This window comes from Arthrobacter sp. 179, from assembly GCF_052379645.1.
GTDB lineage: Bacteria > Actinomycetota > Actinomycetes > Actinomycetales > Micrococcaceae > Arthrobacter_H.
In genome coordinates, this window is the sequence record NZ_JBQSYU010000020.1 from 13571 (window position 1) to 35954 (window position 22384).

The window sequence follows — 22384 nt, forward strand, 5'->3', positions numbered from 1 at the left end:
TCCCTTGACGGATGACTCTTTCGAATGTGGGCAACACCACTTGACCATCATCTGTGATGACGCTTACAGTCTACATGAATACGTCGGACATCCTACGTCCGACTTCTCATCGTACAGAAGAGGTAAACCGTGCCCCTCAATAACCTGGTGGCCAAAGAAGGCAGCCGACGCAACTTCCTCAAGGTCTCCGGACTGATGGGGGCCGCCGCAGCATTCTCGGCCGGTATCGCGGCGTGCAGCAGCACCGATTCGGCAGGGGCCGGCGCAGCGTCCGGGGCGGCCGGCACGGGGACGATCGAGGCCGGCATCTCCTATGCCTTGTCGACGGGATTCGACCCGATGACCTCCTCGGGGGCCACCCCGTTCGCCGCGAACATGCACATCTTCGAAGGGTTGGTCGATCTGCACCCGGCCACCCGTGAGCCCTACCTGGCGCTGGCCGCCGCGGAGCCGAAGGAAGTGGATGAGACCACGTGGGAGGTCAAGCTCCGCTCCGACTCGACGTTCCACAACGGCGATGACGTCACCGTGGACGACGTCGTCTACTCCTTCGAGCGCGTGATCGATCCCAAGAACGCCTCGTTGTTCGCCCAATTCGTGCCATTCATCAAATCGGTCAAGGCCAAGGGCGAGGACACGGTGGTCTTCAAGCTCAAGTACGCCTTCCCGCTGTTCGCCACCCGCATCTCCGTGGTCAAGATCGTTCCGGAGAAGGTGGCCTCCAAGGACCAGGCAGGCTTCGACGCCAAGCCGATCGGCTCGGGCCCGTACCAGCTAGTCTCGGCCACCAAGGACGACAAGATCGTCTTCAAGGAGTTCGAGGACTACAACGGCGACTACCCCGCCGGCGCCGCGGACATGACCTGGTACCTGCTCTCCGACGCCGCCGCCCGGGTCACGGCCGCTGAATCCGGTCGCGTTGCCGCCATCGAGGACGTCCCCTACCTGGATATGGACCGGTTGGATTCGAAGATCAACGTCGAATCGGTCCAGTCCTTCGGTCTGTTGTTCCTGATGTTCAACTGCACCAAGGCCCCCTTCGACAAGAAGGAGGTCCGCCAGGCGCTGCACTATGGCATGGACACCGAGTCGATCATCAAGACCGCGCTGCTGGGCAACGCCAAACCGGCCACCTCCTACGTCCAGGACACCCACCCGCAGTACGTGGAGGCCGATACGGTCTACACCTACGACCAGTCCAAGGCCGAGTCGCTGCTCAAGGAAGCCGGCGTCACCTCGCTGGAGTTCGAGCTGCTGACCACCGACACCTCCTGGGTCAAGGACGTCGCCCCGCTGATCCTGGAATCCTGGAACAAGGTCCCCGGCGTCAAGGTCACCCTACGGAGCCTGCAGTCCGGGGCCCTGTACGACGAGAACGTCGACTCCGGCAAGTTCTCGGTCGTGGCGGCCCCCGGTGACCCCTCGGTCTTCGGCAACGACATGGACCTGCTGCTGAGCTGGTTCTATCGCGGCGATGTGTGGCCCAAGAACCGCTTCCGCTGGAACAAGACCGCCGAGTACAAGACGGTCCAGAAGAAGCTCGACGAGGCCGCGACGGCCCAGGACGAATCGACGGCGAACGAGGCCTGGAGCGAGATCATCAACATCCTCGCCGAGGAGGCACCGCTCTACCCGATCTTCCACCGCCAGCTGCCCACCGCCTGGGACGAGGACAAGCTGGAGGGGTTCAAGCCGCTGCCCACCACCGGTGTGTCCTTCATGGGAGTCACCCCCACGGCCTAGCGCCGACCCGGTACGGGGTGGCGCCGGACCTCCGTCCGCGCCACCCCGTACCGGACTTCTTCGAGCACATCCTTCCCCGACACATGGGAGTTCAACCGTGGGAACCCTCCTGCGACTCTTGCTACGCCGCCTTGCCGCGCTTCCGCTCATGATCCTGGGCGTCACGTTCCTGGTGTTCGTGATCCTCAAACTCTCCCCCGGGGACGAGGCCACCCAGGCCCTCGGTGAGGGCGCCAGCAGCGAAGCCAAGGAAGCCTACCGCGCCGAACGCGGTCTGAACCTGTCACTGCCCGTGCAGTACATCGCCTTCCTGGGCCGCTTGCTGACGCTGGACTTCGGGGTCACCACCCCTCCATCGCGCCCGGTGGCCGGCATGATCGCCCAGGCCTTCCCGCTGACCTTGCAACTCACCGCCTTCGGCGTGCTGATCGCCGTGGTGATCTCCCTGGTCTTCGGCGTGCTCGGTGCGCTCTACCGGGACCGGCTGCCCGACCAGCTGATCCGCGTCTTCTCCATCGCCGCGGTGGCCACGCCGTCGTTCTGGCTGGGCATCCTGCTCATCCAGTGGCTGGCCCTGGGCAAGAACCCGCTCTTCCCCTCCGGCGGCATGGCGGGACCGGGAGAGGGGCTGGGCGGCTGGCTGGCGCATATGACCCTTCCTGCCTTCGCCCTGGCGATCCCCGTGTCGGCCTCACTGATCCGCGTGGTGCGGACCTCCATGGTGGAGGAACTGGACAAGGACTACGTCCGCACGGCCATCGGCAACGGCGTACCGCGCAACGAGGTGATCAGCCGCAACGTCCTGCGCAATGCGCTGGTCACCCCGGTCACCGTGCTGGGCCTGCGGATCGGCTATCTGCTCGGCGGCGCCGTCGTGATCGAAATGATCTTCTCCCTGCCGGGCATGGGTCAGCTGATCCTCAACGGCATCACCGCCCACGACACCAATCTGGTCCAGGGGGTGGTGCTGGCCATCGCCGTGACGTTCGTGCTGGTCAACATCCTGGTGGACCTCGTATACCTCTTGATCAACCCCCGCATTAGGACGGTGTAACCGATGGCTCCCTTGGCACCACGCAATGCCCTGGTGGCGCGCCTGAGTTCCGGCGCCACCCGCTTCACCTCACTGACCACCGGTTCGAAGATCGCGCTGGGCTTCCTGGTGGTCATCATCCTGGCCGCGGTCTTCGCCCCGGTCCTCGCCCCGCACGACCCGCTGCTCTCCGGGATGCCTGCGCAGAAGCCCAGTGCCGAGAACCTCTTCGGCACCGACCGGCTCGGTCGCGACATCTTCTCCCGCTTGCTTTACGGCGCCCGTTCCTCGCTGGTCATCGGCCTGGGCTCGGTGGCGTTGGCCCTGCTGGCCGGCGGGCTGCTGGGTTCGCTGGCGGCCACGAGCAGCAAGGCCACCAACGAAGTCATCATGCGCATCATGGACATGCTCATGGCCTTCCCCGGCAACGCGCTGGCCGCCGCACTGCTGGCCTCCCTGGGGAACTCCATTCCGGTGATCATCATCGCGATCGCGATCATCTACACCCCGCAGATCGCCCGGGTGGTCCGCGCCAACGTGCTCTCCCAGTGGGACGAGGACTACTCCCGCGCGGAACGCGTCATCGGTGCCGGTCGCTTCCACATCCTGATCAAGCACATCATGCGCAATACCGCGGCCCCGGTCCTGGTCTTCGCCACGGTCATGGTGGCCGACGCGATCATCCTCGAGGCCTCGCTGTCCTTCCTCGGTGCCGGCGTCCAGGACCCCGACCCGTCCTGGGGCAACGTGATCTCCTACGGGCGCACCCTCGTGCTCAACGGCGCCTGGTGGGCCACCACCTTCGCCGGCCTGGTCATCCTGCTGACCGTCCTGGCATTGAACATCCTCGCCGAAGGGATGACCGACGCCCTGGTGAACCCGAAGCTGCGTGGCAAGTCCAAGGGCTCCGATACCGCCAGTGTCGAGGTCGAAGCCGCCGGTGACTCCACCGTCCGCCGTGTCACGGAGGAACTGACCGTCCCCGACGCCGAGGATGACGGTTCCGACGTGCATGACCTCGAAGCCGGCAGCAGCCGTCCGGGGGACCTCTCGGCAGCCGTCGGCGCCGGAAGCTCCCCCCGTGGGGATGCCGAGGCCGACCGCCGACGCCTGGCCCGGGAACTGGACCGGCTGGCGTCGGTGGAATCCGCCCGCACCGACCGGCTGCAGCTGGCCGGCGGCGGGACCGATGCCGGCACGGTGCTCGAGGTCAGCAACCTCTCGATCCGCTTCCCGGAACGCTATGGCCGGACCCGCATCGTGGACAACGTCTCCTTCACCGTCCACGAGGGCGAAACCATGGGCCTGGTCGGGGAATCGGGTTGCGGCAAGTCCATCACCTCGTTGGCGATCATGGGCCTGCTGCCGGACAACGCCCGGATCACCGGATCCATCCGCTTCGGCGACCGCGAGCTGCTGCCGGACGACGGAAGGGGTGGAACCCTGGCCGGGGATGCCACGGTCTACAAGGGGCTGCGCGGTTCACAGATCGCCATGGTCTACCAGGACGCGTTGTCCTCGCTGAACCCCGCCATGCTCATCAAGGACCAGCTCGGACAGCTCACCCGCCGCGGCGGCCGGAAGACCCCCGCGGAATTGCTGGAACTGGTCAAGCTGGATCCCTCGCGCACGCTGAAGTCCTATCCGCACGAGCTCTCCGGAGGCCAGCGCCAACGGGTGCTCATCGCCATGGCACTGTCCCGTTCGCCCAAGCTCGTGGTCTGCGACGAGCCGACGACGGCGCTGGACGTGACCGTGCAGAAACAGGTCGTCGATCTGCTCAACGAACTCCGTGAACAGTTGGGGTTCGCCATGGTGTTCGTCAGCCACGACCTGGCCTTGGTGGCCTCGTTGGCCCACCGGGTCACGGTCATGTATGCCGGCCAGGTGGTCGAATCGGGCCCCGTCAACGCGCTGTTGACGAACCCGACGCACGAATACACCCGGGGCCTGCTCGGGGCCGTGCTGTCCATCGAATCGGGGGCCGAACGACTCCACCAGATCCCCGGGACCGTGCCGTCCCCGAACGACTTCGGCGAGGGGGACCGGTTCGCCGACCGCTCCACGCTGCCGGGGGCCGATTCGTCCCGTCAACTGGTCCTGACACCGGTCGGCGGCAACGAGAGCCACCTCTGGGCCAGCCCGCAGGACAGGGCGCCGGACCCGGCCGCAGGAACCACCACGAAGGGAGTACGGCCATGAGCCAGACGGCATCGGAACAGCAGGCCACCCCGGTCATCGAACTGAAGGACCTGCACGTCCATCACCGGGCCCGTTCCGGCAAGGCGTTCAAACCCTTGATCGTCAAGGCGGTGAACGGCGTGGACTTCACCATCGGCCGCGGTGAGACCGTGGGCATCGTCGGGGAATCCGGCTGCGGGAAGTCGACACTGGCCAACGTCCTGGTGGGGTTGCAGCCGCCGACCTCCGGGGAGGTGCTTTTCCGTGGGAAGCCGGCACTGAAACGCAACGCCGCCCTGCGCAAGGAATTCGGGCGCAGCGTCTCGGTCGTCTTCCAGGACCCCTCCACGGCACTGAATGCGCGCATGCAGGTCCGCGACATCCTGATGGACCCGCTGACCGTGCATGGGATCGGGAGCCTGGCCAGCCGCGGCCGGAAGGCCGCCGAGCTGCTCGAACTGGTGGGCCTGCCGGCCTCCGCCGGGGCCGCCGTGCCGAACCAACTCTCCGGCGGACAGCGACAGCGGGTGGCCATTGCCCGGGCACTGGCCCTGGACCCGGATGTCATCGTGGCCGACGAGCCGACCTCGGCCCTGGACGTCTCGGTGCGGGCCCAGGTGCTGAACCTGCTCTCGGACCTGAAGACCGAACTGAACCTGGGCATGGTGTTCATCTCCCATGACATCCAAACCGTCCGCTACGTCTCCGACCGGATCTGTGTCATGAATGCCGGGGAGATCGTCGAGCAGGGGCCCGCGGCCCGGGTCTTCGACGCCCCGACGAACGACTACACCCGCAAACTGCTCGGCGCGGCCCCCTCGCTGCTCCACGCAGGCTAGCCGGGCCCGTTCCCGCCAGCCGAGACCGGCGGCCGGTTCCGGCCGCCACCGATAAATTTCCCTCCAGTATCAAGCAGAACAGGAAACGCATTCCGTGACCGCAACATCGTCAGCACCCACCCGCACCTACTCCGGGGTCATCCCGCCGGTCGTCACCCCGCGCACCTCGGACGGGGCGATCGACACGGCCTCCCTGGAACGGGTCGTGGACCACCTGATCGACGGCGGGGTCTCCGGTCTGTTCGTCCTGGGCTCCTCCGGGGAGGTCCCGTACCTGACCAATGACGAGCGTGAGCTGGTCATGACCACCATTTCCGCCCGCAACAACGGACGGGTTCCACTGCTGGCCGGTGCCAGCGAACAGACCACCAACCGTGTCATCAACGAAGGCCTGCGCATGATCGAACTCGGGGCCGACGCCCTGGTCGTCACGACGCCGTTCTACGCGTTGTCCAACGCCGCCGAGATCGAAGACCACTTCCGTGCGGTGAAGAAGGCGACCGGGGTGGATCTCTTCGCCTACGACGTGCCGGTGCGCACCCACGCCAAGCTACCCCTGGACGTGGCGATCCGCCTGGCCGAGGACGGGGTCATCGTCGGGGTGAAGGATTCCTCCGGTGACGACGTGGCCTGCCGCCGCCTGCTGCTGGCCACCGCCCATATCGAAGGGTTCTGTGTCTTCACCGGACACGAGGTGGTGGTCGACGGGGCCTTGCTCGGCGGCGCCCACGGCGTCGTGCCCGGACTGGGCAACGTTGATCCGGCCGGATACCGGCGGATGTTCGATGCCGCCACGGCCGGGGACTGGTCGGCGGTCCGCGCCGAGCAGGACCGCCTGGCGAACCTGTTTGAGATCGCCTTCACCCCCGACTCCACCCGTGTCTCGGGCGGGGCCTCCGGACTGGGCTCCTTCAAGACCGCGCTGGTCCTGCTCGGGATCATCGAATCCAACACCATGAGCGTGCCCATGGCTTCGTTGAACGACGACGAAAGCCAGGCCATCGCCGCAATCCTGCGCCGGGCCGGATTGCTCTGATCCGCAGCCGGCGGATATCCGCCGGTTCATGCACCGGCCGGAGGACCCGCCGGGTTCCCGTCCGCATCCCCAGCGTGGAAGAATGCGGACGGGACCGGCAGGCCCCGCAGTCGTCGCCCCGAAGCACCTCCGCACAGAAGGACCGCAGCATGTCGCCCGAAGATTTCCTCTCCACCGTCCACGGGCGCCTGATCGTCTCCGCCCAGGCCTATCCCGGCGAACCGCTGCGCAACCCCCAGGCCATGGCACAGATGGCGGCCTCGGCGGTCGCCGGCGGGGCCGCGGCCGTGAGGGTCCAGGGCCTGGCCGACATCCAATTCACCCGGTCCGCCGTCGAGGTCCCGGTCATCGGCTTGTGGAAGGACGGGACCACAGGGGTCTTCATCACCCCCACGGCCCACCACGCCCTGGCGGTGGCCTCCGCCGGAGCCCACGTCGTGGCCCTCGACGGGACCCGCCGCCCCCGCCCCGACGGACTGACATTGGCACAGACCATCGCCCGGGTGCATGCGGAGACCCCGGCCCTGGTCATGGCCGACTGCGGGTCCTTGGACGATGCCCGAGCCGCCGTCGAGGCGGGGGCCGACCTCATCGGCACCACCCTGGCCGGCTATACGGACGAACGCCCGAAGACCGACGGACCCGACCTGCAGCTGCTGGCCGCGATCGCCGACGCAGGACTCGGGGCGCCGTTGGTGGCCGAGGGGCGCATCCACACCCCGGCGCAGGCCCGGGCGGCCCTCGACACGGGGGCCCACGCCGTCGTGGTGGGAACGGCCATCACCCATCCGACCAGCATCACCGGCTGGTTCGACGCCGCCCTTCCCCCAAACGGACCCCGATCATGAGCCCCACCGCAGCAGAAGGAGACCACATGGCCAGCAGCCTCAAGCATCCGAACGCACGCATCCTCATCGGGGAGGACGCCGAGGAAACCGGCCGTCTGGCCGCCCAGGTGCTTCTGGATGTGGTCACCACCGACCCGGCGGCAGTGATCGGCCTGGCCACGGGGTCCTCCCCCTTGCCGCTCTATTCCGCCCTGGCGGCCTCCGGCGCCGATTTCTCGGCGGTCTCGGGGTTCGCCCTCGACGAGTATCTCGGGTTGCCCGAGGGGCATCCGCAGTCCTATGCGGAAGTGGTGCGCACCGAGGTCACCGAACCATTGGGACTGGATCCGGCGCTGGTGCACACTCCGGATCCGCAGGGCGAGGACCACGCGGCCCGCGCGGCGGCCTACGACGCGGCCATCGCGGCGGCCGGAGGGATCGACGTGCAGATCCTGGGCATTGGATCAAATGGCCATATCGGATTCAACGAGCCCGGGTCCGCCTTCGACTCGCGGACCCGTGTGGTGCCGCTGGCCGAGAGGACCCGGCAGGATAATGCCCGCTTCTTCGGATCGTTGGCGGAAGTCCCGGACCAATGCGTCACCCAGGGGATCGGCACGATCTTCGAGGCCCGGCATCTGCTGCTGATCGCCCACGGCGCGCATAAGGCCGACGCCGTCCGACTGGCCCTGGAAGGACCGGTGGGCGAGCAGTTCCCGGCCTCGGTGATCCAGCGCCATCCCCAGGTCACCGTGGTACTGGATCGGGAAGCCGCGGCCCGACTGGGGCAGCGGGCAAGCGACTAGACGCGGACGGCCCGTCCGGCCTGGGGGCCGGACGGGGTCCTCCTAGCGGCCCAGGTGCCGGCGTGCCCGCAGGAGCAGGACGGCGGGGATCGCCAAGAGCAACAGCGGGAGCAACAGCAACAGGCCCTTCGGTGAGGTGACGATCGAGTCGGCGGAAACCGCGTTGGTGGATCCACGCAACTCCTCAGTCCCGCCGGCCAGTTCGGTCGAGCCGGAGAACAGTTCCGCGGTGCCGTCGGAGAGCTTCGTGTTGCCGTCGGCCAATTCGCCGGCCCCGTCATCGACCTTGCCGATGCCGGCCTGCAGGGTCTTCGACCCGGTATCGAGCTTGCCCAGGCCATCGCCGAGCTGGCCGGTGCCGGCCACCAGGCGTTCGGCCCCGGCATCGAGCTTGCCGGCCCCTGCGGCGAGCTTGCCGTTGCCCACGGCCAGTTCCCCGGCCCCATCACGGATCTTCACCGACCCTGCGGCGGCCTCCTCGGCACCGCTCACCAGATCGGGGGTCTTGCGGGCCAACTCGCTGGTCCCCTTATGGAGCTTGATGGAACCGGCGCCGAGTGCCTGGTTGCCCTCGGCGAGCTCCGAGGCCCCGGCCGCGACCCGGACGGACCCGGCGGAGAGCTTGTCGGCCCCCTTGGCGAGTTCCCCGGCGCCGGTAGCCAGTGCGGCATTGCCGGTGTCCAGTTTTTTGGCGCCCTTGTTGAGCTTGCCGGCACCGGTGGCCAGGGCGGCGTTGCCCTTGGCCAGCTTGGCGGCCCCCTGGTTGAGCTTGCCGGCACCGGTGGCCAAGGCGGCATTGCCCTTGGCCAATTCGGCGGCACCGTCGTTCAGCCGGTTGGCGCCGTTGTCGATCTCGCTCAGTCCCGCATACAGGCGGGCCGTCCCGTCCTTGAGCTCATCGGTTCCTGCGGCGAGTTCGCCATTGCCGGCAGCGATTTTCTGGGCCCCGTCATTGAGTTCCTTCAGCTGCGCCTTCAGCAGCCCCAGCGGGACCGCGCCCTGCGGTCCGTTGGCGGCATCGAGAAGTTTCTGCGTCCCGGCAGCCAGTTCAGCCGAACCATCGGCCAACTCGTGGGCGCCGGGGGCGGCCTCGGCCGTGCCTTCCTTCAACTGGGCGCTGCCGGCGAGGGCTTCCCCGGTGCCGGCGGTGAGCTTCTTGGCCCCTGCCGAGAGTTCATTGGCTCCGGTCGAGGCCTTCTGGGCGCCGGTGTTCAGTTCCTTGGTGCCCGCGGAGAGTTCATTGGCGCCGGTCGAGGCCTTCTGGGCGCCGGTATGCAGTTCCTTGGTGCCCGCAGAGAGCTCGGTGGAACCGGCGGCGGCCTTCTTGGCGCCGGCCTTCAGCTCCTGGGCCCCGTCGCCGAGCTTCTGGCCCCCGTCGCCGAGCTTAGTGGCCCCGGCGTCGAGTTCGTCCGCGCCGGCGGCGGCCTTCTTGGTGCCGTCGACCAGCTTCACGGCGCCGTCGTCGAGCTTCTTGGCCGCGCGGTCGGCGCGGCCGGCACCGGCGGCGACCTTCTGGGATCCGACGGCCAGGCGTTTGCCGCCGTCGGAGAGCTTCGTGGCCCCCTGGGCGGCCGTTCCTGCCCCCGTGGCCAGTTCGCCGGTGCCCGAGTGCAGTTCCTTGGCCCCGTCGTCCAGCTCCCCGGCGCCGTTGGAGGCGGTGCTGATGCCCTTGGAGAGCTTTGCTGCGCCGTCGTCGAGCTCCCCGGTGCCGTCGTGGAGCTTGATGGCACCGCTGGCAGCACGGGTGGCCCCGTTGTTCAGTTCGCTGATGCCGGATTGGGCCTGGCCCATTCCGTTGTCCAGTTTGGAGGCCCCGGTGGCCACCTGGCTCGAATAGATGACGTAGAACGCCAGGACGGCCACCAGGAACAGGCCCAGCAGGACGGTGATGATGGTGTGCATCAGCGAATGCTGCTTGGCAGCGTGATGAGCATGCATGCGTCTCCTCGAAGAGGTCGGATCGGGCTGGCCGGCCCAGCACCGTTCGGCATGGTGCCGCTGCGTGCTGGCCGGATCCAGTAACCGGATGGATTGGTCCGCGATGCCTCACCGGGTGGAAGGCGATCGCGGTGGCCCGAGCGGTGGATTTACGCAGCGGACAAACGTCGTTGGTTGTGACCTGCCTTACATTGAACCTACTGTCCGGTAGCTTTTCAAGGGGTTCGTGGAAAAAATCTACGAATCAGTAACAAAGTGCTGCCGCGAGCTCGACGCCGTAGCCTTCCGCCTCGCCGGGGTGCGCCTACACTGGTGATCATGTCCGATACCCATGCCCCCGCAGACGGCGTCCCCGCCGATCGCCACGATCTGATCAGGGTCCGCGGAGCCCGGGAAAACAACCTGCAGGACCTCTGCCTCGACCTGCCGAAACGGCGGATCACCGTTTTCACGGGGGTCTCGGGATCGGGGAAGAGTTCGCTGGTCTTCGGGACCATCGCCGCCGAATCCCAGCGGATGATCAACGAAACCTACAGTGCCTTCGTCCAGGGCTTCATGCCCACGCTGGCCCGCCCCGACGCCGACGTCCTGGAGGGGCTGACCACGGCGATCATCGTCGACCAGGAGCGCATGGGCTCGAACCCGCGCTCGACCGTGGGCACCGCAACGGACGCCAATGCCTTGTTGCGCATCATCTTCAGCCGACTCGCCGAACCACGGATCGGTTCTCCGCAGGCCTACTCCTTCAACGTCGCCTCGATCAGTGGTGCCGGGGCGGTGACCATGGAACGCGGGGGCAGGAAGGTCAAGGAGCGCCGGGAATTCTCCGTCACCGGCGGGATGTGCCAGCTCTGCGAAGGATCCGGCACCGTCTCGGACTTCGATCTCACCCAGTTGTACGACGCCGACAGATCCCTCAACGAGGGGGCGCTGACGATTCCCGGCTACTCGATGCAGGGGTGGCACGGGCGCATCCTGCGGGGCTGCGGATGGTTCGACCCGGATCGGCCGATCCGTGAATTCACCGAGCAGGAACTCGAGGACCTGCTCCATCGGGAAGCCACCAGGATCAAGGTCGAAGGCATCAACCTCACCTATCTGGGTTTGATCCCACAAATCCGCAAATCCATGCTCTCCAAGGGCCTGGACGCCATGCAACCGCATATCCGTGCCTTCGTGGAGCGTGCCGTCACACTGACCGACTGCCCCGACTGCGGGGGAACCCGGTTGAGCCAGGCGGCCCGCTCCTCACGGATCCGGGGCCTGTCCATCGCCGAGGCCTGCGCGATGCAGATCAGTGATCTCGCCGACTGGGTCGGCACCCTGGACGAACCCTCGGTGGCACCGCTGCTGGATTCATTGGCTGGGCTGCTGGCCTCGTTCGTGGAGATCGGGTTGGGCTATCTCTGCCTGGATCGGCCCAGCGGAACCCTCTCGGGAGGCGAGGCCCAACGAACGAAGATGATCCGCCACCTGGGATCGGCGTTGACCGATGTCACCTATGTCTTCGACGAGCCCACCGTGGGCCTGCATCCCCACGACATCGCGCGCATGAACCAGCTGCTGATGCGCTTGCGGGACAAGGGCAACACCGTCCTGGTGGTGGAGCACAAACCGGAAATGATCGCCATCGCCGACCATGTGGTGGATCTGGGGCCGGGGGCAGGATCCGGGGGTGGGCTGCTCTGCTACGAGGGGGACCTCGAGGGCCTGCGCCGCAGCGACACCCCCACCGGCCGGCACCTGGGCTATGTGGCGGCACTGAAGGAGACGCCACGGCGGGGGTCGGGAACGCTGGAGATCCGGTCAGCGGACCACCACAACCTCCGCGACGTCGACGTGGATATTCCGCTGGGGGTCCTTTGCGTGATCACCGGGGTGGCAGGTTCGGGGAAGAGCTCGTTGATCCACGGTTCCATCGCCGGCCGGGAAGGGGTCGTCACCGTCGACCAAGGGGCCATCAAGGGTTCGCGACGCAGCAACCCGGCGACCTACACGGGATTGCTGGAGCCGGTCCGCAAGGCGTTCGCGAAAGCCAACGGGGTCAAACCGGCGCTGTTCAGCTCCAACTCGGAAGGTGCCTGCCCGGCCTGCAACGGAGCCGGGATCATCTTCACCGAACTGGGCGTCATGGCGACGGTGTCCACCGTGTGCGAGGAATGCGAGGGCCGGCGCTTCCAGACGTCGGTACTTGACTACCGGCTCGGTGGCTGCAACATCAGCGAGGTGCTGACCATGCCGGTCGATGAGGCATTGGGCTTCTTCGCCGCCGGTGAGGCCAGGGTTCCGGCAGCGGTCAGGATCCTTGAACGGCTGCGCGAGGTCGGACTGGGCTACCTGGCGTTGGGCCAACCGCTCACCACCCTCTCCGGCGGCGAACGGCAACGGCTCAAACTAGCCAGCCGGATGGGGGAGGAAGGCGGGATCTATGTTCTGGACGAGCCCACCTCGGGGCTGCATCTGGCCGACGTCGAACACCTGCTGGGCCTGCTGGACCGACTGGTCGATGCGGGCAAGACCGTCATCGTGATCGAACACCACCAGGCCGTGATGGCCCACGCCGATTGGATCATCGACCTCGGGCCCGGGGCGGGACACGACGGCGGGACCCTGGTCTTCGAAGGGACCCCCGCCGAACTGGTGGCGGAGAGGGGAACGATCACCGGAGAACACCTGGCTGCCTACGTCCGCTCCTGAGGCCTGGTCCGTCAGGGAAGCTGCCACTCGGCGATGTCGGTGTCGGCATCGGCCAGCGTGAGCGATCCTTCCGGCTCGGGGATGTCCAGGACGAGGGTCCCATGGACCGAGGCGCCGGCCTTGAGCTCGGCGGGCAACGCCGTGCCGGCATTCTGGCAGGAGGCGGCAGCGGTGGTGCCCAGATCGTCGTCGAACCGGACATTATCGGTGGAGAAGAAGGACCACATCTGCGGGGAGAGGCGCAGCGGGCGCTGTGTCTCGTCGTCCGGGGCCGCGAAGGAGGCATCGATCTCCAGCACGGCGAAGGCGCCGTGATCGGGTTTCCCACCGTCGATCGGGCAGGTCTGCTTGACCGAGAGCGAGGTGACCGTCAAGGTGATTCGTGGTTCGGCTTCGGAACCCTGCAACGCCAGTTCGTCCCCCGGGGCGTAGAGGGGCAGACCGCGTTCACTGATGAGGCGCACCGGGGACTCATGGGCGGGGATGCTCGCCTCCGGGGCCCCGGAAGAGGAGGGGACCGTGTCGGCAGGGGTCCGCGTCACGGTCGGGGTGGCCTCATCCGGTGCGCCGGGATCGATCATGTTCCCGGCGGCGCAGCCGGTCAATAGTACGGCGATCGTCGTGATGCCGACCAGCCCCGTCAAGCGTGCGGCGGACCGTCCTGGATGCTCCAACATGCCCAACATTGTCTCCGACCGGACGCTGCTGTGTCGACACGGCCCCATGACGCGTAAACTCGGCCCCATGGTGCGTTTCTTCCTTCTGACCTTATTCGTCGTCCTGGCAGCGGCCGCCGTCGTGGCCGCCTCGTTCGGGACCACCGGCTGGGTTGTCCTGGGCGTGCTCGTGCTCCTGCTGGTCGGGCTGGGCCTGCATGACCTTTTCCAGACCAAGCATGCGATCCTGCGCAACTTCCCGGTGCTGGGACGCATGCGCTACCTGCTGGAGTCCATCCGCCCCGAGATCCAGCAGTACTTCATCGAGCGGAACACCGACGGCCGGCCCTTCGACCGGGACACCCGCTCGCTGATCTACACCCGCTCCAAGGGGGCCGATAGCCATAAGGCCTTCGGCACCGAACGTGATGTGAACTCGCAGGGCTACGAGTTCCTGCTGCACTCCAGCGCCCCGCTGGCCCCGCCCGAGGAGCACCACCGGGTGCGGATCGGCGGCCCGGATTGCCGCAAGCCCTATGACATCGCCCTGATGAACATCTCGTCGATGAGCTTCGGATCGTTGTCCAAGAATGCCGTCCAGGCGATGAACAAGGGCGCGGCCATGGGCGGATTCGTCCACGCCACCGGTGAGGGCGGTCTGACCAAGTACCACCTGGAGCACGGTGCCGACGTGTTCTGGGAAATCGGGTCGGGCTACTTCGGGTGCCGCGATGAACACGGCAGGTTCGCCCCGGAGACCTTCCGGACCAAGGCCGCCACCGACGCGGTCAAGGCCGTCACCATCAAGCTCAGCCAGGGCGCCAAGCCGGGCATCGGCGGCGTGCTGCCGAAGTCGAAGATCACCCCCGAAATCGCCGAGGCCCGCGGGATCCCCATGGACCGGGACTGCGTGTCCCCGGCCTCGCATTCAGCGTTCCACACCCCACGCGAGCTGATGGAATTCGTCGGAACGCTGCGCGAACTCACCGAGGGTAAACCGATCGGCTATAAGTTCTGCGTGGGTTCACGGACCGATGTCCTGGCCATGTGCAAGGCGATGCTCGATACCGGGATCACCCCGGACTACATCATCATCGACGGTTCCGAAGGTGGCACCGGTGCCGCCCCGTTGGAATACGAGGACCATATCGGCACCCCGCTGACCGAAGGCCTGATGCTGGTGCACAACGCACTGGTCGGTGCCGGTCTGCGGGACAGGATCCGCCTCGGTGCCGCCGGCAAGGTCGCCAGCGGCAGCGATATCGTCAAACGCCTCATCCAGGGCGCCGACTTCACCATGAGCGCCCGCTCGATGATGATGGCCACCGGCTGCATCCAGGCCCAGCTCTGCCACACCAACCGCTGCCCGGTCGGCGTCGCCACCCAGAACCCGCGGCTCATGCGGGCCGTCGACGTCGAGGACAAGGGCAACCGCGTCTACAACTACCAGAAGCTCACTGTCACCGAGGCCGAGCAGATCATGGCGTCCATGGGGGTCTCGACCCCGGCGAACCTGAACCAGCGGATGCTGCGCCGGCGGATCGACCATCTGACCACCAGCAGCTACGCCGCCCTGTACAACTGGTTGCGCCCCGGCGAGTTGTTGGAGGATCCGCCCCGGGGGTGGAGCGGGGACTGGGACGAGGCAGACGCCGACCATTTCGGCGAACATGCCCCCATCCCGTGGCTCCAGCCTTCGGGCGGCCCGGGAACCGGCGAGCCGGTCCGTTCCGGGGGACCACGGCGGGACCGGCCCGACATGGCGCGTTGGGATGAGACCAGTTCCATCGACCAGGTCCGGGTCGGCCCCTCGCGTGACGAGATGGATGACACCGACACCGGGAAGACCAAGCGGGTCGAAACCTCCGGCGTCCGCCCCGAATCCCGTCCCGGAGGCTAGCCGGGGATCCCCGGTCAGTCGACGGCGATGGCCGCGGCGATTTCCTGCTGGTCCACCTCTGCCGGATCCGTGGGGGACCACTGCGGCATGCGGTCCTTGTCGATGATCTGGGCGCGGATCCCTTCCGGTAGGTCGGGATGCTTCATCAGGTAGTCGGCCACCCGCAACTCCCGGGCCAGGGCCGAGGGCAGGTGGGCCTCGTCGCGGGCGGCACGGACCGCCCGCAGGGCCGTCTGTGTGGAGAGCGGGGAATTGCCCCGCAGGGCGGTGGCGGCCGTGGCGGCCCCCGGATAGGGGCTGGAATCGAGGCGTTCCAGGATGGCCGAGACGTCGTCGGCGGCGTAGGCCTGGTCGATCCATCCGGCCTCGGCCACCAGTGGCGCGGGCGGTGCCGGGGTGCCGTGGAGGATCTCCAGGGCGATGGAGACCTCCCCGGCCGGCAGCCCCACCAGATCGGGCAGCGCCGACAGGACCTCCTCGAAGGAGTCCTCGGAGATGCAGAAGTCGGCGAAGCCGGCATGGATCGCGTCCCCGGCCCCCATGGTCGAGGCGGTCAGGGCCAGATGCTCACCGAGCCGTCCGGGCGCCAGCCCCAGCAGGTGGGTTCCGCCCACGTCGGGGGAGTAGCCGATCCGTGCTTCGGGCATGGCGATGGAGGAGCGCGGGGTGACGATGCGGATCCCGGCGTGTCCGGCCAACCCGACCCCGCCACCCATGCACACCCCGTCCATGTAGGCGAGGACCGGTTTCGGGTAGGCGGCGATGAGTCCATCGAGGCGGAACTCCTCGGCCAGGAACGACAGGAACTCATGCTGCTTGCCGGTGGTGATGGCCGTATGGAAGGCCACGATGTCCCCTCCGGCACAGAATCCACGGGTCCCGGCCCCACGCAGTACGACGATGCCGACCTCGGGGTCCTCACGCCATAGCTCGAGCTGGTCGGTCAGGATCTTGACCATCCCCCGGGTGAGGGCATTGATCTGTCGAGGACGGTTCAACGTCAGCAGGCCGATGCCGTCCATGACCTCGACCAGGACGTCGTCATCGTCCGCGGCATTCGTTCCGTTGGTCAGTGTCATCGAAACCAGTCCCCTTGGTGCATCCTGCGTTGTTCCCATTCATTGAAGCTACCGCTCCCGGCGGGTGGAATCCCGAAGGCGGGCCATCGTGCCCGGCTGTGTCCCGTGGCTGCCGACCGAGGAAGGCCCGGGCCGGCTCAGGGGACGATGCTGATCTTGCGTAGCTCGGCGGCCAGCTTGTCCATGAAGACATCGACCTTGGGGCTTCTGGAATTGCCCAGTTGCAGGGCGAAGATGCTGCGGGCCAACCGGATCTCTGGAACATCCAGGACCACCAGCCCGGGGGGACGTTGCTGCATCGCCAGCGCCGGGACCAGGGCGGCCCCGAGACCGGCGCCGGCCAGATGCAGCGAGGCGTTGAAATCGTCGCAGTAGGCCACCACCCGCGGGTGCAGGTCGCAGGAGGCGAAGAGGCGGGAGATCACGGTGGCATCCGAGGTGCCGGCGTGGTGCATGATCCACGGCATATCGGCCAATTGGGCGGCGGAGACCTGGGCCCCCTCGGCGATCTTCCAGGACGCCGGGACGACCACGCGGAAATCGTCGTCGCCCAACCATTGCCGGTCCATGGTGCCGGGCCATCCCAGCCCTGTCTGGCCGACCTGGAAGACCAGGGCCAGATCCAGTTCGTTGCCGCTTTGCAGGCTGGCGATCGTCTGGTGCGGCTCCCCGACGCTGATGCGCAGGTTGATCCCCAGGTCGTTCCAGCCGGAGGAGCCCAGCAGCCGGGGCAGGGCGAAGGTGGCCAGCGAAGGGAAGATCCCCAGCCGCAGCTCCTCGACGGGGTGCTCCCCGGGCCGGCCGGCCGCCGTCGTGCTCGCCGCCAGGAGGGCGTCGATGTCGGTCAGGACCTTGCGGGCGTGCCGGGCCATCGTCGTGGCCGCTTCGGTCGGCTCGATGGCCCGGGCCGAACGCCGGAAGAGCGCGACGCCGGTATCGCGTTCCAGCGCCGTCATCTGTTGGGAGACGGCGGATGCCGTATAGCCGAGGGGGACCGCGGCCGCGGCAAAGGAGCCGTGCGCGATGACTTCCAGCAGGGTGTGCAGATGCACCGGGTTGACCAACAGCACTCCTGGGTGTCGAGGTGGGGGACAGCAAGCAATGTTATGCCATGCTAGTCTTCGTCGTCCTCGCGCTCGGCTTCCTGCTCATCGTCGAGTTCCCATTGCGAGGCCAGCGTCTCGTCCTCGGAGTCGCCCTCCACGGACTCTCCGCCGTCCTCCAGATCATCCACGACCAGATAGCTGTGTCGGCGCAACGGGTCGATGCGGTCCATGGTCTCCGGGTTGTCCGAGGAGCCGTCCTCGGGGGTGCCGTAGCGCCCGTCTTCGGGCTCATCGAGATCGTCGTCGGGCTGTTCGTCGAACACCGTCTCGTCGTAGATTCCGCTCATGGCCGTCGCCCTCCTGGTCCGCGTGCCGGGCCTGATGCCCGGGGCACGTCTGACTCCTCCAGCGTAGGACGTGGGGCCCGCAATGGGAACGGGCCTCAGCCGGTCAGCCCCATGGCCTGGGCGGTGAGCTTGATCGAGGTGAGCCGGTCGGCCGCCGTGGAGGCGTTGTGGACGGTGATCAGTTCGTCGGCGCGGGCGCTGTGGGCGAAACCCTCGAGGTAGTCCTTCACGGCGTCCGGGGTGCCGACGGCGGTGTACGCCATCATCTTCAGGATCTGCTCGCCCGCGGCGGACTCCATCAACAGGTCGATCTCGGGTTCGGTGAAGGGGACCTCCCGGCCGCGACCGAGGAACATGGCGACCCGGTCGCGCCGGGACTGCTCCATCTGGGCCTGGGCCTGCTGGTTGGTTTCGGCGGCCACGACCCCCACCCCGGCGATGACATGCGGTTCCGCCAGCTGCTCGGAGGGCTGGAAGTTGTCCCGGTAGGCCGCGACGGCCGCATGCAGGGCATCGGGGGCGAAATGCGAGGCAAAGGAGTAGGGCAGTCCGAGCTGGGCGGCCAGCTGGGCTCCGAACAGGCTCGAACCCAGGATGTACAGCGGCACGTTGGTCCCGGCCCCGGGGACGGCGGACACCGTGGGGATCCGGGAGTTCCCGGTGAGGTAGCCCTGCAGTTCGAGGACATCGTGGGGGAAGGCGTCCGCTGCCGCCGGATCACGGCGCAGCGCACGGAACGTGGCCTGGTCGGTTCCCGGGGCACGCCCCAGCCCGAGGTCGATGCGCCCGGGGAACAAGGTCTCCAGGGTCCCGAACTGTTCGGCGATGACCAGTGGGGAGTGGTTGGGCAGCATCACCCCGCCGGAACCGAGCCGGATCGTGGAGGTCTGCTGGGCGATATGGCCGATCAGGACCGAGGTGGCGCTGGAGGCGATGTTGGCCATGTTGTGGTGCTCGGCATACCAGATGCGCGTGTAGCCTGCGGCTTCGGCGGTCTGCGCCAGTTCGACGGACCCCCGGAAGGTGTCGGCGATGGAGCTTCCTGCGGAAACGGAAGCAAGGTCAAGAAGGGAAAGGGGAATACTCACACCGGCGTCAACCCGTTCGCGGCCCCGAACATTCCCCGGGGGCGCCGCCCTCAGGCCCCGGCGATGAAATCCTCCACCCACCGGGCCGTGGCGGCCAGTCCGCCGAAGGTATAGAAGTGCAGTCGCACCTCACCGTGGGTCGGCGGGTCCAGGCCGGCGGCCAGATGGTGGACGAACCGGTCCGGCCCCGCGGTGCCCAGCAGGTTGGCCAGCGAGAAACCGTATTGTTGGGCGATTCCCGCCGAGGACGAGATGCCGAAGCGGCGGGCGTAGCTCAGTAGGCGCCTGATGCCGGCCGGGCCGGGCACGCCGATCCTGACGGGCAGGTCGATGCCGCGACGGCGCAGCTCGGCCAGCCAGGAGAGCACCGCGCGCGAGTCGAAGCCGAACTGGGTGATGATGGACCCCGACAACGAGGCCTCCTGCAGCGCGGTCGCCTTGTTCTGGAGGGAGGCCCATAAGGTCGCGTCATCGATGTCCGGATGCCCCTCGGGGTAGCCGGCGATGGCGACCGCTCCCACGCCGTGGGCCTGCAGGCGCCCGGAGGTGATCAGGGACAAGGCATCGGGGAACGGGCCCAGTGGCTCCACCGGATCCCCACCGACGACGAAGACGTCGGTGACCTGGGCCTGCCCGACCAGCAGGTCGAGGAATTCGTCGAGTTCAGCCCCGGAGACCAGCCGACGGGCGGAAATATGGGGGACCGGTTCGAGTCCGGCGGTGCGGACATCGGCCGCGGCAGCGACGCGCAGCCCGGTCTCCTCGTTGCCCAGGAACGTGACGTTGACGCGGGTCCGGGGCGGGAGGGATCTTGCGGCTTCGGCCAGGGAACGCCGGTCCTTGCCGGTCATTTCCAAGGAGAATCCGCGCACCAGTTCGAGGCCGGGGGGAGGGGGAGACTCCGCGGGGGAGGTCATGGGCGGTCCTTCGTCTGGGATCCCCAACGTATCCATGACCCGGGGTGTTCGTCCAGAGTGCGTCCGGACCAAAAGAAATGGTGGCATCCCCGCGGGGATGCCACCATTTCCAGGTGTTCACATCGGCCCGTTAGGGCCTCATGAAAGACTTAGACAGTGCGGATGTCCGTGGCCTGCAGGCCCTTCTGGCCCTGGGTCACCTCGAACTCAACGCGCTGGCCCTCTTCGAGGGAGCGGAAGCCGTTCGACTGGATCGCGGAGTAGTGCGCGAACACGTCGTCCGAGTTGTCGTCGGGGGCGATGAAGCCGAAGCCCTTTTCAGCGTTGAACCACTTGACGGTACCAATTGCCATGATATGTGTCCTTTCGAGACTGTCCGCAGGGGACGTAGGGGTTGTCACCATCGGACTTGACGGTGACATGCAGCTACGAGTATTTACCGCGAGTCAAAAAGAGACACTCCCCGCGAACGGGGCCTTGACACTGAAATTACTGCGAGAAAACTACGACTACGCCTTCTACGATACGCGAGATCACGCCAAGAACCTATTGGATGGTCAAATTCTTTGGGATTTCTTCGGTGGGTGGGTCGGAGAGGGCCTCCACGCCGGGCTCCTCCGAGGTTCCCGGGCCGGTTTCCTGCGGGGGCTCGAGGGGGTTCCCTGCCTCCGGGATCCTGTCCCTCAGGGCGAAGCGGACGACCAGCAATGCGGCGACCATGAGGCCCACGGCGATGGCCGCGGTGATCGTGACGCCTCCATCGAAGGCCCGTGCCGCGGATTCGGCCAGTCCGCTGGCCGCGGAGCCGGAGGGCATCGAATCGGCGACGTCGTTGGCCCCGGCCAATGTCTGCCGGGCGCGGTCTGCCGCGTCCGCGTCCAGCGAGGACGGGATGGCTACGCCCCGGCTGTAGGCGGCGTTGAGGATGCTCCCCAGGACCGCGGTGCCCAGCACCGACCCGACTTCGTAGGCGGTCTCCGAGATGGCCGCGGCTGATCCCGCACGGGCCGGCGGAACCGCCGAGAGGGCCAGGTCGTTGGAGATCGTCTCGGCCAGGCCGACCCCGATGCCCAGGACGCAGAAGGCCAGCAGCAGGCCCCCCAACGATCCGGAACGTCCCAGCACCACGACCAGGGCATAGGCCATGGCGTTGAAGGCCAGACCGGTCATGACCACCCCGGCGGGCCCGATCCGCTTGACCAACGGCACGGCGACGAATCCGAAGACGACCGTCAACACCAGGCCGGGGATCATGAAGAGCCCCGCCTCCATCGGCGACAGGCCGGCGATGAGTTGCAGATGCTGTGAAAGGAAGTAGATGAATCCCACCAGCGCGAAGACGCTGAAGAGATTCACCACCAGGGCAGCGGAGAAGACGGGGTTGCAGAACAACCGGACGTCGAGCATGGGGGAGCTGCTGCGCAACTGACGGCGCACGAAGGTGGTGCCGCAGGCCAGCCCCAGGGAGATCGCCACGATCCCCACGGCCAGGGATCCGGCGCCCGTCACCGATTTGATGCCGTACACGATCGGCAGCAGGGTCCCCACGGCCAGCAGGATGCTCGGTGGGTCCATGCGCCCCGGGTGGGGGTCGCGGGATTCGGGGATGAGGAACGGGCCCAGGACGATCAAGGGCAGGAGCATCGGGATGGCCATCAGGAAGATCGAGCCCCACCAGAAGTGCTCCAGCAGCCAGCCGCCCAGGACCGGCCCCAGTGCCGCGCCTCCGGAAAAGGCCGAAGCCCAGGCGGCGATGGCGGTGCGGCGTTCGGAGTCGTCGGTGAAGATGTTCCGGATGAGCGACAAGGTCGCCGGCATGAGCATGGAGCCGAAGACTGCCATGAGGGCCCGCGCGGCGATGAGCAGCGTGGCGTCGGGGACGAAGGCGGCCGCCGCCGAGACCAGGCCGAAGCCCGCCCCGCCGATCAGCAGCAGCTTCCGTCGGCCGATCCGGTCACCGAGACTCCCCATGGGAACCAGCAGGCCGGCCAGCACCAGGGGATAGATGTCGATGATCCATAGCAGTTGGGTCGACGAGGGCTCCAGGGCCCGGGACAGCGAGGGGACGGCGAAGCTGAGCACGGTGTTGTCGACGGCGACCAGCAACACCGGGAACATCAGTACGGCCAGGGCGGCCCAACGGCGCGCTCGTCCGGGGTGCAGGCTTCGGGTCTGCCGGTCGTCCAACGCGCTCATGCCGGTGTCCTTGGGGTGGGGAGGAATCTCCCGAGTAACTGTACCGTCCGGACGG

At 67.4% G+C, this 22384-nt stretch carries 18 protein-coding genes; 9 read left to right on the forward strand and 9 right to left on the reverse strand.

The window, feature by feature from the left end:
* Nucleotides 1–195: 195 nt before the first annotated feature.
* The 7 genes from ACT3UE_RS12020 (at nucleotide 196) to ACT3UE_RS12050 (ending at nucleotide 8465) form a co-directional block, all read left to right on the forward strand.
* Entirely contained in the window at nucleotides 196–1743 is a 1548-nt protein-coding gene (locus ACT3UE_RS12020; RefSeq protein WP_444566802.1) for an ABC transporter substrate-binding protein, read from the forward strand.
* Between the two features lie 97 nt (nucleotides 1744–1840).
* The gene (locus tag ACT3UE_RS12025; protein ID WP_444553806.1) at nucleotides 1841–2797 is read left to right on the forward strand and encodes an ABC transporter permease; all 957 of its coding nucleotides are present in this window, start codon (nucleotides 1841–1843) and stop codon (nucleotides 2795–2797) included.
* A gap of 3 nt (nucleotides 2798–2800) precedes the next feature.
* Nucleotides 2801–4978: a dipeptide/oligopeptide/nickel ABC transporter permease/ATP-binding protein gene (locus ACT3UE_RS12030; RefSeq protein ID WP_444566787.1), complete on the forward strand. Its 2178-nt coding sequence runs from the start codon at nucleotides 2801–2803 to the stop codon at nucleotides 4976–4978.
* The gene (locus ACT3UE_RS12035; protein ID WP_444553804.1) at nucleotides 4975–5796 is read left to right on the forward strand and encodes an ABC transporter ATP-binding protein; all 822 of its coding nucleotides are present in this window, start codon (nucleotides 4975–4977) and stop codon (nucleotides 5794–5796) included. Before ACT3UE_RS12030 ends, ACT3UE_RS12035 begins: the two co-directional genes overlap by 4 nt.
* A 94-nt stretch (nucleotides 5797–5890) precedes the next feature.
* Complete coding sequence (locus ACT3UE_RS12040; protein WP_444566788.1) at nucleotides 5891–6832, forward strand: dihydrodipicolinate synthase family protein; 942 nt, start codon at nucleotides 5891–5893, stop codon at nucleotides 6830–6832.
* Between the two features lie 149 nt (nucleotides 6833–6981).
* Nucleotides 6982–7680 carry an N-acetylmannosamine-6-phosphate 2-epimerase gene (locus ACT3UE_RS12045; RefSeq protein WP_444553802.1) on the forward strand — a complete coding sequence of 233 codons (699 nt, stop codon included), beginning with the start codon at nucleotides 6982–6984 and terminating at the stop codon, nucleotides 7678–7680.
* A gap of 26 nt (nucleotides 7681–7706) precedes the next feature.
* Nucleotides 7707–8465, forward strand: coding sequence for a glucosamine-6-phosphate deaminase (locus tag ACT3UE_RS12050; protein WP_444553801.1), 759 nt, complete (start codon nucleotides 7707–7709; stop codon nucleotides 8463–8465).
* A 42-nt stretch (nucleotides 8466–8507) separates the two neighbouring features.
* On the opposite strand, the gene ACT3UE_RS12055 is transcribed toward ACT3UE_RS12050, so the two are convergent.
* On the reverse strand, nucleotides 8508–10403 hold the full coding sequence (locus ACT3UE_RS12055; RefSeq protein ID WP_444553800.1) for a hypothetical protein: 1896 nt from the start codon (nucleotides 10401–10403) through the stop codon (nucleotides 8508–8510).
* A gap of 318 nt (nucleotides 10404–10721) precedes the next feature.
* On the opposite strand from ACT3UE_RS12055, the gene ACT3UE_RS12060 reads away from it, so the two are divergent.
* The gene (locus tag ACT3UE_RS12060; protein WP_444566789.1) at nucleotides 10722–13100 is read left to right on the forward strand and encodes an ATP-binding cassette domain-containing protein; all 2379 of its coding nucleotides are present in this window, start codon (nucleotides 10722–10724) and stop codon (nucleotides 13098–13100) included.
* 11 nt (nucleotides 13101–13111) lie between these two features.
* On the opposite strand, the gene ACT3UE_RS12065 is transcribed toward ACT3UE_RS12060, so the two are convergent.
* Nucleotides 13112–13777 carry a hypothetical protein gene (locus ACT3UE_RS12065; RefSeq protein WP_444566790.1) on the reverse strand — a complete coding sequence of 222 codons (666 nt, stop codon included), beginning with the start codon at nucleotides 13775–13777 and terminating at the stop codon, nucleotides 13112–13114.
* Between the two features lie 46 nt (nucleotides 13778–13823).
* Between ACT3UE_RS12065 and ACT3UE_RS12070 the strand changes: the two genes are divergently transcribed.
* The gene (locus ACT3UE_RS12070; protein WP_444553797.1) at nucleotides 13824–15656 is read left to right on the forward strand and encodes an FMN-binding glutamate synthase family protein; all 1833 of its coding nucleotides are present in this window, start codon (nucleotides 13824–13826) and stop codon (nucleotides 15654–15656) included.
* Nucleotides 15657–15670: 14 nt separating this feature from the next.
* Here the strand turns inward: ACT3UE_RS12070 and ACT3UE_RS12075 are convergent, their stop codons facing one another.
* The 7 genes from ACT3UE_RS12075 to ACT3UE_RS12105 all read right to left on the reverse strand — a co-directional run bounded on the left by ACT3UE_RS12075 (nucleotide 15671) and on the right by ACT3UE_RS12105 (nucleotide 22329).
* The gene (locus ACT3UE_RS12075; RefSeq protein ID WP_444566791.1) at nucleotides 15671–16774 is read right to left on the reverse strand and encodes an enoyl-CoA hydratase/isomerase family protein; all 1104 of its coding nucleotides are present in this window, start codon (nucleotides 16772–16774) and stop codon (nucleotides 15671–15673) included.
* A gap of 98 nt (nucleotides 16775–16872) precedes the next feature.
* Nucleotides 16873–17799 (reverse strand): LysR family transcriptional regulator, encoded by a 927-nt coding sequence (locus tag ACT3UE_RS12080; RefSeq protein ID WP_444553917.1) that lies wholly within the window; start codon nucleotides 17797–17799, stop codon nucleotides 16873–16875.
* 50 nt (nucleotides 17800–17849) lie between these two features.
* Nucleotides 17850–18128, reverse strand: a complete 279-nt coding sequence (locus ACT3UE_RS12085; RefSeq protein WP_444553795.1) for a hypothetical protein — start codon at nucleotides 18126–18128, stop codon at nucleotides 17850–17852.
* 95 nt (nucleotides 18129–18223) lie between these two features.
* Nucleotides 18224–19216 (reverse strand): LLM class flavin-dependent oxidoreductase, encoded by a 993-nt coding sequence (locus tag ACT3UE_RS12090; protein WP_444553794.1) that lies wholly within the window; start codon nucleotides 19214–19216, stop codon nucleotides 18224–18226.
* A 50-nt stretch (nucleotides 19217–19266) separates the two neighbouring features.
* Nucleotides 19267–20133, reverse strand: coding sequence for a methylenetetrahydrofolate reductase (locus ACT3UE_RS12095; protein WP_444566792.1), 867 nt, complete (start codon nucleotides 20131–20133; stop codon nucleotides 19267–19269).
* 149 nt (nucleotides 20134–20282) lie between these two features.
* Nucleotides 20283–20486, reverse strand: a complete 204-nt coding sequence (locus ACT3UE_RS12100; protein ID WP_086995297.1) for a cold-shock protein — start codon at nucleotides 20484–20486, stop codon at nucleotides 20283–20285.
* 193 nt (nucleotides 20487–20679) lie between these two features.
* The gene (locus tag ACT3UE_RS12105) at nucleotides 20680–22329 is read right to left on the reverse strand and encodes an MFS transporter (protein WP_444566793.1); all 1650 of its coding nucleotides are present in this window, start codon (nucleotides 22327–22329) and stop codon (nucleotides 20680–20682) included.
* Between the last annotated feature and the right edge of the window lie 55 nt (nucleotides 22330–22384).